Here is a 14,859-nt window from a genome sequence, read left to right as displayed (position 1 = left end):
AATGAATGGCGAGTAACAACGTAGCCCAATTTGCCGCGGAACTCAAAATGCCTGCGGGCGTGCTGCTCGAGCAGTTGCAGGCGGCTGGCGTCCAGAAAGCGAGCGCGAACGACGACCTGTCCGAAACGGACAAGGCGCGTCTGCTCGATCATTTGCGCAAGTCGCACGGGTCCGCCGATGCCGACAAGCGCAAGATCACTCTGACCCGCCGGCATACGTCGGAAATCAAGCAATCCGACGCAACGGGTAAGGCTCGCACCATTCAGGTCGAGGTGCGCAAGAAGCGTGTGTTCGTGAAGCGCGACGAGGCAGGCATCGAGCAGCCGGCCGAGACGCCGAATCATGTCGAAGACGAAGTCGACGAGGCCGAACTCCAGCGCCGCGAGGAAGAAGCCCGCCGCGCCGCGGAGCAACTCGAGCGCGAAGAGCGCGAGTTGAAGGAGCGTCAGGCGCGTCTCGAACAGGAAGAAGCGGAGCGTCGCGCCCGCGAGGAAGCGGCGGAAGCCGAGCGTCGCCGCCAGGAAGCGGAAGCCGAGCGTCGTGCGCAAGCCGCCGCGCAGGCCGCCGAGATCTCGCGCGCCGCGCAGGCAGCGCGTCAGGAAGCTCGTACGCCGGTCCCCGCCGAGGTGAAGGCCGAGGCCAAGCCGCCGAAGCAGGACGATACGGCCCAGCGCGAAGCCGCCGAAAAGGCTGCGGAAGAAAAGGCTGCGAGCGAACGCGCCGCCCAGCGCGAAGCCGCGAAGAAGGCGGGAGACGCCGCGCGCGAAGCCGCCGAGAAGGCGCGTCTGGAGCAGGAAGCCATTGCGAAGCGTCGTGCAGCGGCGGAAGCCGAAGCGCGCGCCATTCGCGAGATGATGAACACGCCGCGCAAGGCGCAAGTCAAGGCGCCGGAACCGGCCCCTGCTGCGAAGCCGGCGGAAGCGGCCAAGGCCGCCGAAGCGAAGGGCACGCTGCACAAGCCGGCGAAACCCGAAGGCGCGCAAGCCGCGCGTCCGGCAGCCGCGAAGAAGCCGGCGCCCGGCGCGGCAGCGCCCGCCACGACGGCGCCGACCGGCGACAAGAAGAAAGCCGGCGGCAAGGGCGGCTGGCAGCAGGACGACGCATCGAAGCGCCGCAGCATCAAGACGCGCGGCGACACGAGCGGCGGCGTCGATCGCGGCTGGCGCGGCGGTCCGAAGGGCCGTGGCAAGCATCAGGAACAGACGTCGTTCCAGGCGCCGACCGAGCCGATCGTCCGTGAAGTGCATGTGCCGGAAACCATCTCGGTGGCCGATCTCGCGCACAAGATGTCGGTGAAGGCTTCGGAAGTCATCAAGGTGATGATGAAGCTCGGCCAGATGGTCACGATCAACCAGGTGCTGGACCAGGAAACGGCGATGATCGTCGTCGAGGAACTGGGCCACCGCGCGGTCGCGGCGAAGCTGGACGATCCCGAGGCGCTGCTCATCGAAGGCGAAGCCGCCGAGGAAACGGCAGAGCGTCTGCCGCGTCCGCCGGTCGTCACCGTCATGGGTCACGTCGACCACGGCAAGACCTCGCTGCTCGATTACATCCGTCGCGCGAAAGTGGCGGCGGGCGAAGCGGGCGGCATCACGCAGCATATCGGCGCGTATCACGTCGAAACGCCGCGTGGCGTCATCACCTTCCTGGATACGCCGGGTCACGAGGCCTTCACGGCCATGCGTGCGCGCGGCGCGAAGGCAACGGACATCGTCATTCTGGTGGTCGCGGCCGACGACGGCGTGATGCCGCAGACGAAGGAAGCGATCGCTCACGCGAAGGCGGGCGGCGTGCCTATCGTCGTGGCGATCAACAAGATCGACAAGCCGGAAGCCAACCCGGACCGCGTGAAGCAGGAACTGGTGGCGGAGGGCGTGGTGCCGGAAGAGTACGGCGGCGATTCGCCGTTCATCGAAGTGTCGGCGAAGACCGGCAAGGGCATCGACGATCTGCTGGAAAACGTGTCGCTGCAAGCCGAAGTGCTGGAATTGACCGCTCCGGTCGACGCCGGCGCGAAGGGCCTCGTGATCGAAGCGAAGCTGGACAAGGGCAAGGGCCCGGTCGCGACCATTCTGGTGCAGTCGGGCACGCTGAACCGCGGCGACGTGGTTCTCGCGGGCAGCGCCTACGGCCGCGTGCGCGCCATGCTGGACGAAACCGGGAAGCCGACGAAGTCCGCGGGTCCGTCGATTCCGGTGGAAATTCAGGGTCTGTCGGAAGTGCCGGCGGCGGGCGAAGAAGTCATCGTGCTGCCGGACGAGCGCAAGGCGCGCGAAATCGCGCTGTTCCGTCAGGGCAAGTTCCGCGACGTCAAGCTCGCCAAGCAGCAGGCCGCGAAGCTCGAGAACATGCTGGAGCAAATGGGCGAAGGCGAAGTGCAGAACCTGCCGCTCATCGTCAAGGCGGACGTGCAGGGTTCGCAGGAAGCGCTCGTGCAATCGCTGCAGAAGCTCTCGACCGGCGAAGTGCGCGTGCAGATCGTGCACAGTGCGGTCGGCGCGATCAGCGAGTCGGACGTCAACCTGGCGACGGCGTCGAAGGCGGTCATCATCGGCTTCAACACGCGTGCGGATGCGCAAGCCCGCAAGCTGGCCGAATCGAACGGCATCGACATTCGCTACTACAACATCATCTACGACGCAGTGGATGAGGTGAAGGCGGCCATGTCCGGCATGCTGGCGCCGGAAAAGCGCGAGACGGTGACGGGCGCGGTCGAGGTGCGTCAGGTCATTCGCGTGCCGAAGGTCGGTCTGATCGCGGGTTGTATGGTCACGGACGGCTTCGTGAAGCGCACGTCGTCGGTTCGCGTGATCCGCAACAACGTCGTTATTCACACCGGCGAGCTGGATTCGCTGAAGCGCTTCAAGGACGACGTCAAGGAAGTGCGTCAGGGCTTCGAGTGCGGTATCTCGATCAAGAACTTCAACGACATCGTCGAAGGCGATCAGCTGGAAGTCTTCGAAGTGACGGAAGTGGCTCGCACGCTGTAATGCATTAGTACGCCGAGCTCGAGGCGGAGCGGGCCTGACGGCTCGCTCCGCCTTTTTCTTTGGCGCGGCGATAGAGAAGGGAAGGAACCAAGATCATGGCTAAAAGACGTACGTCCACGAATCGCAACGTGCAGATTGCGGACCAGATTCAGCGCGATCTCTCGGAACTGATGCGCGAGGTGAAGGACCCGCGCATCGGCCTCGTCACGATGCAGAGCGTTGAATTGACGCCCGACTACGCGCACGCGAAGGTCTACTTCACGACGCTCACCGGCGATCCGAAGCAGACCGAAGAGGCGCTCAATCACGCGGCGGGTCATCTGCATAACCTGCTGTTCAAGCGCCTGCACATTCATACGGTGCCGACGCTGCATTTCCACTACGACAAGACGATCGAGAAGGCCGTCGAGATGTCGCGCCTGATCGACGAAGCCAACGCGACGCGCGCCAAAGACGACGAAGAAGGTGCGTGAGTGAAAGGCGGTCCGAAGATCCCGCGCCGTGCGCTCGACGGCGTGTTGCTGCTGGACAAGCCGCTCGGTCTGTCGAGCAACGACGCGCTGATCAAGGCGAAGCGCCTCTATCTGGCGAAGAAGGCGGGTCACACGGGCACGCTCGATCCGCTTGCCACCGGCCTTTTGCCGCTGTGCTTCGGCGAGGCGACGAAGTTCTCGCAAGACCTGCTCGAAGCGGACAAGACGTACGAAGCGACGATGCGCCTCGGCATTCGCACGACGACGGGCGATGCCGAAGGCGAGGCTGTCGAGACGCGCGACGTCCTGTGCGACGAAGCGGCCGTCGAAGCGGCGATGCAGCGGTTCCTCGGCGACATCGTCCAAGTGCCGCCGATGTACTCGGCGCTCAAGCGGGACGGCAAGCCGCTTTACGAATACGCCCGCGCCGGGCAGACGGTCGAGCGCGAGGGCCGTCAGGTGACGATTCACGCTCTAAGAATGCTCGCCTGCGCGCTGCCGCTCGTGACGTTTCGCGTGACCTGCAGCAAGGGCACGTATGTGCGGACGCTGGCGGAAGACATCGGCGAGGCGTTGGGCTGCGGCGCGCATCTGACGGCGCTGCGTCGAACCGGAGTCGGCGCGCTGACGCTGGAAGGCGCGGTGACGCTGGATGCGTTGGCCGCTGCGGCCGAGTCGGAACGCGATGGCTGGCTGCGTCCGGTCGATGCGCTGTTGTCGACGTTCCCGGCCGTGCATCTGCGCGACGACGCGACGCGGCGCTTCAGGCACGGTCAGCGGCTGCGTCTGGATGAGCTGGGCGAAGCGGCATCCGTTTGGCAAGCTGAGGACACGCGAGTGCGCGTCTATGACGATGCGGGAAAGTTGCTCGGCGTCGCGCGGGCGGCGGAGGGCGTGCTCGCCCCTGAGCGGTTGGTGGTGAGCGGGTCTTGACTGACCGCAGCGAGCGCATCCACAAATAAAAAAGGAGAGGCCAGCGCCTCTCCTTTTTCATTTCCGCCGATGCATTCCGTTCAATGCGCCGCCGATGCTGCCGCTGCCGAATCGCCGCCGCCCGAGCGCTCGGGACGCGTGATCCAGATCAGCGCGATCAGCGCCACGAAAATCCCGGCCGAAATGTAGAACATGTCGTTCACGCCGAGCTGCGCGGCCTGCTGCGTCGCCATGCTGTTGAAGAGCCCGTAAGTCTGCTCCTTCGACATGCCGAGCGTGCTCATCTGTTGCATTGAATTGGTGAACGTCGGGTTGTACGAGTTCGCCTGTTCGATCAGTTGCGCGTGATGCACGATCGAGCGATGTTCCCACGCCGTCGAGAAGATCGACGTGCCGATGCCGCCACACATGATCCGCACGAAGTTCGACAAGCCGGACGCAGCCGGAATGCGATGCCCCGGCAAGCCCGACAGCGTGATCGACACGAGCGGAATGAAGAAGCCCGCCATGCCGATGCCCTGAATGAGCGTCGGCAGCGTTAGCGTCCACGTATCGACGCCGGTCGTATAGCGCGAACGCATCCAGAAGCAGAGCGCGAACACGAGGAACGCGGCCGTCGCGATGCGCCGCGGGTCGGTGCGCGGCAGGAACTTGCCCGTGATCGGCGAAAGCAGAATGGCGAACACGCCGACCGGCGCCATCACTAGCCCGGCGTTCGTCGCCGTGTAGCCGATGTCCGTCTGCAGCCACAGCGGCAGCAGCACGAGATTGCCGAAGTACAGCCCGTAACCGATCGACAGCGCAATGGTGCCGCCCGTGAAGTTGCGCAGTTCGAAGAGCGACAGGTCGACGACCGGATGCTCCGCCGTCAGCTCCCACACGATGAAGAACGCGAACGAAATCACCGCGATCAGCGCCAGCACCACGATGGTCGTCGAGTTGAACCAGTCGAGGTCCTTGCCCTTGTCGAGCATGATCTGCAACGAGCCGACCCAGATCACGAGCAGCCCGAGGCCGACCGTGTCGATGGGCGCCTTGCGGATCGCGGAATCGCGGTCGCGGAAGATGGCGAACGTGGCGAGCGCCGCCGCGATGCCGACCGGGATGTTCACGTAGAAGATCCACGGCCACGAGATGTTGTCGGAGATCCACCCGCCGAGCACCGGCCCGGCGACCGGCGCGATGAGCGTGGTCATCGACCACATGGAGAGCGCCATCGGCGCTTTTTCACGCGGATAGCTCGCGAGCAGCAGCGTCTGCGACAGCGGGATCATCGGGCCAGCGACCGCGCCTTGCAGCACGCGCGCGGCCAGCAGGAACGGCAGCGTCGGCGCGAGACCGCACAGCCACGACGCGAGCACGAACAGGATGATCGAGCCGAGGAACAGGCGCACTTGTCCGAATCGCTGCGTGAGCCAGCCCGTGAGCGGCACCGAAATGGCGTTGGCGACCGCGAAGGACGTGATCACCCACGTGCCCTGGTCCGAGGAGACGCCGAGATCGCCCGAAATCGACGGAATCGAGACGTTCGCGATCGACGTGTCGAGCACGTTCATGAACACCGCGAGCGACACAGCGATCGTCCCGATGACGAGCTTGCCGCCCGAAAGCGGCGGATGGACGACGTTAGCTTGAGACATGTGTTGGTTCCGCGAAGCGGCCGCTTACATCAGCTTGGCGGCCGACGCGGACTTCGTCGCGTTGCCGCGCGAAGCCGCGGGCGAGCCCGTGCCTTGCGTACCCGCGCCGCCGCCCGCGTTCTGCTGGATGATGCGCGCGATTTCCGCGTCGGCCTGGGCGCCGTACTTGTCGAACACGTTCGTCTGATAGACGGTGTTCGGCACGTTGCCCAGCTGGCCGCCTTGCTCGTCCTTGATCGTGACGTCGACGTTCATCGACAAACCGATGCGCAGCGGATGCTGCTCCAGTTCCTTCGGATCGAGTTCGATACGCACCGGCAGGCGCTGCACGACCTTGATCCAGTTGCCGGTCGCGTTCTGCGCGGGCAGCAGCGAGAACGCCGAACCCGTGCCGGCCGAGAAGCCGATGACCTTGCCGTGGAACACGACGCCCGAGCCGTACAGATCGGCCGTCAGTTCGACCGGCTGGCCGATGCGCATGTGCTTGAGCTGCACTTCCTTGAAGTTCGCGTCGACCCACACGCCGTTAAGCGGCACGATGGCCATCAGCGGATTGCCCGGCGCGACGCGCTGGCCGACCTGCACCGAACGCTTCGCGACGTAGCCCGTGACCGGCGCGGGCAACGTGTTGCGCGCGTAGTTGATGTACGAGTCGCGCACCTTGGCGGCAGCGGCGAGCACGTTCGGATGGTCCGCGATAGTCGTGTTCGCCGTCAGCGACCGGTTCGAGGCCAGTTCCTGCTGGGCGGCGTCGAGCGCGGCCTGCGCGCTGCGCACGGCGTCGCGTGCGTGCGAGATTTCTTCCTGCGACACCGCGCCCGTCTGCGCAACCGTCAGGCGGCGGCGCAGGTCGTCTTGCGCGCGGGACAAGTCCGACTTGCGCAGCGCGACTTGCGCTTCGTACTGGTTGTTGTTGACGAAGAACGTGCGGACCTGCCGCACCGTCTGCGCGAGATTCGCTTCCGCCTGATCGAGCGCGACTTTGGAATCCGCCGGATCGAGCGCGACGAGCGGATCGCCGACCTTCACGGTCTGCGTGTCGTCGGCGTTCACGGACACCACGGTGCCGACCACTTGCGGCGTGATCTGCACGACGTTTCCGTTGACGTACGCGTCGTCCGTCGACTCGTGGAAGCGGGCGACGAGGAAGTAGTACAGGCCGTATGCGATGGCGGCGATGAGAATGACGAGAACGATCAGCGTCATCAGCATGCGGCGCTTGCCACTGCTCTGCTTCGGTGCGGGCGCGGCGGCGGTTTGTTGAGGGTCGCTCATGAAGGGCTCCGAAAATTCCGTATTGGTCTTGATGCGTGTTCTTTTGAGTCGCTCAGTGCGACGGCGCGGCTTGGTCTGCAGCCTGCCGTTGCCCGCTGCCGTCGATGGCGAGATTCGTGCTCGTGGCGTCGAAACCGCCGCCGAGCGAACGAATCAGCGCGATTTGCAGATCCGAGCGCTTCAGGCGCAGGTTCGTCACCGTCTGCTCGTTGGCGAGGCGGTTTTCGTCCGCCGTGAGCACTTGCAGTTGCGGCGAGAGGCCGGCCTTGTAGCGGATCACCGCCAACTGATAGGCGCTGGTCGCAGCAGCGAGCGCGCGTTGCGCGTCGGCCATTTGCCTGTCGAGCGAGCGGATCGACGAGATGTTGGTCGCTACGTCGTTCAGCGCGTTCACGAGCGTCTGATTGTAGTTGGCGACGACATTGTCGAAATCGGCGTAACGGCCTTTGAGCTGCGCGCGCAGCGCGCCGGCGTCGAAGATCGGCAGGTGAATGGCCGGTCCCGCCTGAATCTGCCGGCTGCTCGCCATCAGGAAGCGGCTCCAGCCGAACGCGTCGAAACCGAAACTCGCCGCGAGATTGATGTCGGGGAAGAACTCGGCCTTCGCCTCCGCGATGTCATGCGTGGCCGCTTCGACCTGCCAGCGCGCCGCGACGATGTCCGGGCGGCGCGAGATGAGGTCGGCCGGCACGTTGTCCGGCAGCGTCACGTTGACGTTGGGATCGATCACCGGATTGGCGATCTGCAAGCCGCGGTCCGGGCCCTTGCCGAGCAGCGCCGCCAATTGATAGCGCACCGACTGGATCTGCCCGTCGAGTTCGCTCAGGTTCGTCTGGCTCGTCGCCACGTTGCCTTCGGCCGTGCGGCGTTCGACGTTCGTATCGAGGCCCGCGGTCACGCGTCCGCTCGTGATGCGGCCGACGTCCTGGCGATTGGCGATCTCCCGCTGCGTGACGTCGCGCAGCGCGTAGAGCAGGGCGAGCTGGTTATACGTGCGCGCCACGGACGCCGCGAGCGTCACGCGCGCCTGCTGCATGTCCGCCTCGGCTGCCTTCTGCTGCGAGACGGCCATGTTCAGCCGCGAGCGGTTCTTTCCCCACAGGTCCAGGTCCCACGACGCGCTGGCGAGCACGTTGTTCTCGCTGAACCAGGTGCCGCCGTACGGCGGCGGAAAGAGCGCGTTGCCCGAATAGAGCTCGCGCGTCCATGAATACTGGGCGTTCACGTGCGGATAGAGCGTCGAGCGCGAGCTTTCGATATACGACGATGCCTTCGCGATGCGCGCCTGAGCCTGCGCGATGCTCGGATTGTCCGCGACGGCTTCGTCGATCAGTTGCGGCAACTGCGGATCGCCGAACTGCTTCGCCCAGTCGAGATTCGGCCACTGGCCGCCTTGCCCCGGCACGCTCTCAGTCGACTGCAAGGCGTCGGGCGTGGTGATCTGCTTGTCGCTCGAGATGCCCGCGTAATTCGCGCAGCCGGCGACCGCGAGCGCGGCCACGGCGGCCGCCACGGCGCTCTTCGCGCCGCGCAGCGCGCTTTTCGGCCTGCACGCGGACAAGGAAAGGTGTTTCATCGCTCGTCTCTTGAGATGAGTGTTAAAGATGGACGTTGCAACCAATTCTTGGGTGGTCAAGCTGGATTCCCCGGTCCATTTGCTTGTCAGCGCAATGGCATACCAGGCTTATCATTGCCGCCTGCGGGACACGCGGCAGGATCGCACGTATTGGCGAGAATGCGGCGGAGCATGCTCTTCAGAAAGCCGACTTCCTCGGGCGTGAAGCCCGCAAGCAACGCATCCAGCACACGCGTGAAGATGGCCGGCACCTTCTCCGCCATCGCGCGGCCGTCGGCTGTCAGCGCGAGACGCACGACGCGCCGGTCTTCCTCGCTGCGCACGCGCGAGAGCAGTCCGCGCTTTTCCAGACGGTCGATGAGGCGCGTGACCGCGCTCGCGTCGATGCCGTATTCCCGCGCAATATCCGCCGCCGTCAGGCACTTGCCGACCGCCAGCATGAAGACGATGCTCGCCTGCGTGCTCGTGATGCCGAGTTCGGACGTGGTGTGCTGCGTCACCATGTTCCACAGCGTCGAGCGCACGCGGCTCAGCAAATAGCCGACGCTTTCGCTCAACACGTAGTTGTCGATCGCCGTGGGTTTCGGAGCGTCGCTCATGAAAAATTTTGTGCGAGTGCAATAGTTGACTAGGCAGGATTATAGGGGCGTCAATCCGCCGCTGCAACAGTCTTTTCTGAGAATGCTTAACAACCGGCGCGGGAGCGCAGTGCTCTATCGATGCACTTCGATGCTGACACGTGCGCGTGCTATAATTTTCGGTTCTCACCGCGCCGGGCCCGAAGAGTCATTCCAGGCAGTCACGAAGCAGTCATGCGAATCGAAAGCGTGACGTGACGCTTATCCGAGGGTCTGCCGAGCCATCAGCCATTGAGCGTTCTGCTTGGCGGCCCTCGCTCCGACGGCGCACAACCAAGATACTCTTATGACTCGCGCCCTCCGCAATATCGCCATCATTGCCCACGTCGACCACGGCAAGACCACGCTCGTCGACCAGTTGCTCCGTCAGTCGGGCACGTTCCGGGAAAATCAACAAGTCGCCGAGCGAGTCATGGACTCGAACGACATCGAAAAGGAACGCGGCATCACGATTCTCGCGAAGAACTGCGCGGTCGAATACGAAGGCACGCACATCAATATCGTCGACACGCCGGGACACGCCGACTTCGGCGGCGAAGTGGAGCGCGTGCTGTCGATGGTCGATTCCGTGCTGCTGCTCGTCGATGCCGTCGAAGGCCCGATGCCGCAAACGCGCTTTGTCACGAAGAAAGCGCTGGCGCTCGGTCTCAAGCCGATCGTCGTGATCAACAAGGTGGACCGTCCGGGCGCGCGTATCGACTGGGTGATCAACCAGACGTTCGATCTGTTCGACAAGCTCGGCGCCACCGAAGAACAGCTCGACTTCCCGGTCGTCTATGCGTCGGGCCTGAACGGCTACGCGAGCCTCGATCCGGACACGCGCGAAGGCACCATGCGTCCGCTCTTCGAAGCCATCCTCGAACACGTGCCGGTGCGCCCGGCCGATCCGGACGGCCCGCTGCAGTTGCAAATCACTTCGCTCGACTACAACACGTACGTCGGCCGTATCGGCGTGGGCCGCATCGCACGCGGGCGTATTCGCCCCGGCATGCAGGTCGCGGTGCGCTCGGGGCCGGACGGCGCGATCCTGAATCGCAAGATCAATCAGGTGCTGTCGTTCCACGGTCTCGAGCGCGTGCAAGTCGAGGAAGCGCAGGCCGGCGACATCGTGCTGATCAACGGCATCGAGGAAATCGGCATCGGCGTGACGATCTGCTCGCCGGAGAATCCCGAGGCGTTGCCGATGATCACCGTCGACGAGCCGACGCTCACGATGAACTTCCTCGTGAACTCGTCGCCGCTCGCGGGCAAGGAAGGCAAGTTCGTGACGAGCCGCCAGATTCGCGACCGCCTCACGAAGGAGCTGAACCACAACGTCGCGCTGCGCGTGAAGGACACCGGCGACGAAACGACGTTCGAAGTCTCGGGCCGCGGCGAACTGCATCTGACGATTCTCGTCGAGAACATGCGCCGCGAAGGCTACGAGCTTGCCGTGTCGCGTCCGCGCGTCGTGCTGCAGGAAATCGACGGCGTGAAGTGCGAGCCGTATGAAAACCTGACGGTCGATATCGAAGACCAGCATCAGGGTGGCGTGATGGAAGAGCTCGGCCGTCGCAAGGGCGAAATGCTCGACATGACGTCCGACGGCCGCGGCCGCACGCGCCTCGAATACAAGATTTCGGCGCGCGGTCTGATCGGCTTCCAGAGCGAGTTCCTGACGCTTACGCGCGGCACGGGCCTGATGAGCCATACGTTCGATTCGTATGCGCCCGTCAAGGAAGGCTCGGTCGGCGAGCGCCGCAACGGCGTACTGATCTCGCAGGACGACGGCGCGGCTGTCGCCTACGCGCTGTGGAAGCTGCAGGATCGCGGCCGCATGTTCGTGTCGCCGGGCGATGCGCTCTATGAAGGCATGATCATCGGCATTCACAGCCGCGACAACGACCTCGTCGTGAATCCGATCAAGGGCAAGCAGCTGACCAACGTGCGTGCCTCCGGCACCGACGAAGCCGTGCGCCTCGTGCCGCCGATCCAGCTTTCGCTGGAATACGCGGTCGAATTCATCGACGACGACGAACTCGTCGAAGTGACGCCGCAGTCCATTCGCCTGCGCAAGCGTCACCTGAAGGAACACGAGCGTCGTCGCGCGAGCCGCGAATCGGCGGAGTAAATCGCCTCAGACGTTGCAGTCCAAAAAGCCGCCTTCGGGCGGCTTTTTGCATTCTCCGCGCCCGTTGCGTTAAAGAATGGCAAGCCGAGGCCGACAACGATGCATGGCACGCGCTCTTGCATCGGCCGGAAACGCCCGCACATGCCCGTTGCAGAAGGGCGAATGCGTGCGCAACGGTGCGACGTCCGGTCATATGACGAATGCATGTGTGCTATGCTATTCGGATTAGCTGTCGCTTTTTAGGTCCTTCCAAGCAGACTTGATTCGCGCAATCCGCTAAACGGTCAGGCCGTGTCGCGGAAGGTTTTGTAACCCGCACTTCCTCGAGAAACTCGAAGAAAGGTGAGCGTAAAATGATGAAGCAATTCCAGTCGAACTCTTATCTGTTCGGCGGTAATGCTCCGTACGTCGAAGAGTTGTACGAGGCATATCTCGATAATCCCGCGTCAGTGCCCGAGACCTGGCGAGCCTATTTCGACGCGTTGCAGAACGTGCCCGCGTCGGACGGCACGAACCACAACGACGTGGCCCACGGCCCGATCGTCGAGTCGTTTGCCCAGCGCGCGAAGTCCAACGGCTTCGTTCAGCGTGAAGGCGCCACCGAAGATCTCGCCACCGCGCGAAAGCAAGTCTACGTTCAGTCCCTCATCGGCGCGTATCGCTTCCTCGGCTCGCAATGGGCCAACCTCGATCCGCTCAAGCGCCGCGAGCGTCCGCATATTCCCGAACTCGAGCCTGCGTTCTACGACTTCACTGAAGCCGACATGGACCAGACGTTCAGCGCCACGAACCTGTATTTCGGTTTCGAGCGCGCAACGCTGCGCGAGATCGTCAAGGCATTGCGTGACACGTACTGCGGCACGATCGGCGCCGAGTACATGTACATCAGCGATCCGGAACAGAAGCGCTGGTGGAAGGAGCGTCTCGAGTCCATCCGCTCGACGCCGAACTTCTCGAACGACAAGAAAAAGCACATCCTGAACCGCCTGACGGCCGCCGAAGGCCTCGAGCGTTTCCTGCACACCAAGTACGTCGGCCAGAAGCGTTTCTCGCTGGAAGGCGGCGAGAGCTTCATCGCGTCGATGGACGAAGTCGTGCGTCACGCGGGCAAGAACGGCGTGCAGGAAATCGTCATCGGCATGGCGCACCGTGGCCGTCTGAACGTGCTGGTCAACACGCTCGGCAAGATGCCGGCGGACCTCTTCGCCGAATTCGAAGGCAAGCACGTGGACGACCTGCCGGCCGGCGACGTGAAGTACCACAAGGGTTTCTCGTCGGACGTCGCGACCGAAGGCGGCCCGGTTCACCTGTCGCTCGCGTTCAACCCGTCGCACCTGGAAATCGTCAACCCGGTGGTCGAGGGCTCGGCGAAGGCGCGCATGGATCGCCGCGGCGATGAAGAAGGCCTGCAAGTCCTGCCGGTGCAGATTCACGGCGACGCGGCCTTCGCGGGCCAGGGCGTCGTGATGGAAACGCTGAACCTCGCGCAAACGCGCGGCTACGGCACGCACGGCACGCTGCATATCGTCATCAACAACCAGATCGGTTTCACGACGTCGGACCCGCGCGATTCGCGCTCGACGCTGTATTGCTCGGACGTCGTCAAGATGATCGAAGCGCCGGTGCTGCACGTGAACGGCGACGATCCCGAAGCAGTCGTGCTCGCCACGCAGCTCGCGATCGACTTCCGCATGAAGTTCCACAAGGACGTGGTGGTGGACATCGTCTGCTTCCGCAAGCTCGGCCACAACGAGCAGGACACGCCGGCGGTCACGCAGCCGCTGATGTACAAGACCATCGCGAAGCATCCCGGCACGCGCGCGCTGTACGCGGAGAAGTTGGTGCAGCAAGGCGTGATCACCGCCGAAGACGCCGACAACTACGTGAAGGCGTACCGTCAGGCGATGGACGAAGGCCATCACACCATCGACCCGGTGCTCTCGAACTACAAGAGCAAGTACGCGGTCGACTGGGTGCCGTTCCTGAACCGCAAGTGGACCGACGCCGCCGACACCGCCGTGCCGCTCGCCGAACTGAAGCGTCTCGCTGAGCGCATCACGACGATTCCGGAGAACTTCAAGCTGCATCCGCTCGTCGAGCGCGTGATCAACGATCGTCGCGCGATGGGCCGTGGCGAAGCGAAGCTCGACTGGGGCATGGGCGAGCATCTCGCGTTCGCGTCGCTGGTGGCATCCGGCTATGCCGTGCGTCTGACGGGCCAGGACTCCGGCCGCGGCACGTTCACGCACCGCCACGCGGTGCTGCACGATCAGAACCGTGAACGCTGGAACGACGGCACGTACATTCCGCTGCAGAACATCGCGGACAACCAGGCGAAGTTCACGGTCATCGACTCGGTGCTGTCGGAAGAGGCGGTGCTCGGCTTCGAGTACGGCTATTCGACCGCCGAACCGAACACGTTCGTCGCGTGGGAAGCGCAGTTCGGCGACTTCGTGAACGGCGCGCAAGTGGTGATCGACCAGTTCATCTCGTCGGGCGAAGTGAAGTGGGGCCGCGTCTCCGGCCTCACGATGATGCTGCCGCACGGCTACGAAGGCCAGGGTCCGGAGCACTCGTCGGCGCGCATCGAGCGTTTCCTGCAACTGTGCGCGGACCACAACATGCAAGTGGTTCAGCCGACGACGCCGGCGCAGATCTTCCATCTGCTGCGCCGTCAGATGATCCGCCTGTTCCGCAAGCCGCTCATCATCGCCACGCCGAAGTCGCTGCTGCGTCACAAGGAAGCGGTGTCGGACCTGTCGGAGCTGGCGAAGGGCTCGTTCCAGCCGGTCATCGGCGAAGTGGACGAAAGCATCGACGCGAAGAAGGTCAAGCGCGTGATCTGCTGCTCGGGCCGCGTGTATTACGACCTCGTCGCGCATCGCCGCGAAGCGAAGGCGAACGACATTGCCATCGTGCGTATCGAGCAGTTGTATCCGTTCGCGCACAAGCAGTTCGACGCGGAACTCAAGAAGTACGAAAACGCGACCGAAGTGGTCTGGGTGCAGGACGAGCCGCAGAACCAGGGTGCCTGGTTCTACATCGAGCACCATCTGCGTGAAGGCATGAAGGAAGGGATGAAGCTGGCCTATAGCGGCCGTCCCGCTTCCGCCTCGCCCGCGGTCGGCTACTACGCGAAGCACTACGAGCAGCAGAAGGCGCTGGTTGAAGGCGCGTTCGGCCGCCTGAAGGGTGCGCAGACCATCGCGAAGTAATCGTTGCCT

The 14,859-nt window shown here is 64.1% G+C and carries 9 protein-coding genes; 5 read left to right on the top strand and 4 right to left on the bottom strand.

The genetic code is table 11. The features are described from left to right. Window positions 1-5: 5 nt before the first annotated feature. The 3 genes from infB to truB all read left to right on the top strand — a co-directional run bounded on the left by infB (window position 6) and on the right by truB (window position 4,396). Window positions 6-2,990: a translation initiation factor IF-2 gene (gene infB / locus HWX53_RS09560; RefSeq protein ID WP_175940502.1), complete on the top strand. Its 2,985-nt coding sequence runs from the start codon at window positions 6-8 to the stop codon at window positions 2,988-2,990. Window positions 2,991-3,085: 95 nt separating this feature from the next. Then, on the top strand, window positions 3,086-3,463 hold the full coding sequence (gene rbfA / locus HWX53_RS09555; protein WP_175940501.1) for a 30S ribosome-binding factor RbfA: 378 nt from the start codon (window positions 3,086-3,088) through the stop codon (window positions 3,461-3,463). After that, window positions 3,464-4,396: a tRNA pseudouridine(55) synthase TruB gene (gene truB, locus HWX53_RS09550; RefSeq protein WP_175940500.1), complete on the top strand. Its 933-nt coding sequence runs from the start codon at window positions 3,464-3,466 to the stop codon at window positions 4,394-4,396. 80 nt (window positions 4,397-4,476) lie between these two features. On the opposite strand, the gene HWX53_RS09545 is transcribed toward truB, so the two are convergent. The 4 genes from HWX53_RS09545 to HWX53_RS09530 form a co-directional block, all read right to left on the bottom strand. Then, window positions 4,477-6,036, bottom strand: coding sequence for a DHA2 family efflux MFS transporter permease subunit (locus HWX53_RS09545; protein WP_175940499.1), 1,560 nt, complete (start codon window positions 6,034-6,036; stop codon window positions 4,477-4,479). A gap of 24 nt (window positions 6,037-6,060) precedes the next feature. Beyond that, complete coding sequence (locus HWX53_RS09540; RefSeq protein WP_175940498.1) at window positions 6,061-7,311, bottom strand: HlyD family secretion protein; 1,251 nt, start codon at window positions 7,309-7,311, stop codon at window positions 6,061-6,063. 52 nt (window positions 7,312-7,363) lie between these two features. Continuing rightward, entirely contained in the window at window positions 7,364-8,887 is a 1,524-nt protein-coding gene (locus HWX53_RS09535) for an efflux transporter outer membrane subunit (protein WP_175940497.1), read from the bottom strand. Window positions 8,888-8,973: 86 nt separating this feature from the next. After that, window positions 8,974-9,486, bottom strand: a complete 513-nt coding sequence (locus tag HWX53_RS09530) for a MarR family transcriptional regulator (protein WP_175940496.1) — start codon at window positions 9,484-9,486, stop codon at window positions 8,974-8,976. Window positions 9,487-9,811: 325 nt separating this feature from the next. Here HWX53_RS09530 and typA point away from each other — a divergent pair, with 325 nt between their 5' ends. Continuing rightward, complete coding sequence (gene typA, locus HWX53_RS09525) at window positions 9,812-11,635, top strand: translational GTPase TypA (RefSeq protein ID WP_175940495.1); 1,824 nt, start codon at window positions 9,812-9,814, stop codon at window positions 11,633-11,635. A gap of 353 nt (window positions 11,636-11,988) precedes the next feature. After that, window positions 11,989-14,850, top strand: coding sequence for a 2-oxoglutarate dehydrogenase E1 component (locus tag HWX53_RS09520; RefSeq protein WP_175940494.1), 2,862 nt, complete (start codon window positions 11,989-11,991; stop codon window positions 14,848-14,850). Window positions 14,851-14,859 lie beyond the last annotated feature (9 nt).

Origin of the sequence: Caballeronia sp. BCC1704, assembly GCF_902833455.1 — a bacterium.
Lineage (GTDB): Bacteria > Pseudomonadota > Gammaproteobacteria > Burkholderiales > Burkholderiaceae > Caballeronia.
The sequence above is the reverse complement of the archived record's forward strand: the minus strand, read 5'-3'. Positions and strand labels throughout refer to the sequence as shown.

What these genes read in the sequence shown, in the direction of transcription:
- rbfA (WP_175940501.1), top strand. Translation starts at nt 3,086, where the DNA reads ATGGCTAAAAGACGTACGTCCACGAATCGCAACGTGCAGATTGCGGAC.
- HWX53_RS09535 (WP_175940497.1), bottom strand. Translation starts at nt 8,887, where the DNA reads ATGAAACACCTTTCCTTGTCCGCGTGCAGGCCGAAAAGCGCGCTGCGC.
- HWX53_RS09530 (WP_175940496.1), bottom strand. Translation starts at nt 9,486, where the DNA reads ATGAGCGACGCTCCGAAACCCACGGCGATCGACAACTACGTGTTGAGC.
- typA (WP_175940495.1), top strand. Translation starts at nt 9,812, where the DNA reads ATGACTCGCGCCCTCCGCAATATCGCCATCATTGCCCACGTCGACCAC.
- HWX53_RS09520 (WP_175940494.1), top strand. Translation starts at nt 11,989, where the DNA reads ATGATGAAGCAATTCCAGTCGAACTCTTATCTGTTCGGCGGTAATGCT.
- HWX53_RS09540 (WP_175940498.1), bottom strand. Translation starts at nt 7,311, where the DNA reads ATGAGCGACCCTCAACAAACCGCCGCCGCGCCCGCACCGAAGCAGAGC.
- infB (WP_175940502.1), top strand. Translation starts at nt 6, where the DNA reads ATGGCGAGTAACAACGTAGCCCAATTTGCCGCGGAACTCAAAATGCCT.
- HWX53_RS09545 (WP_175940499.1), bottom strand. Translation starts at nt 6,036, where the DNA reads ATGTCTCAAGCTAACGTCGTCCATCCGCCGCTTTCGGGCGGCAAGCTC.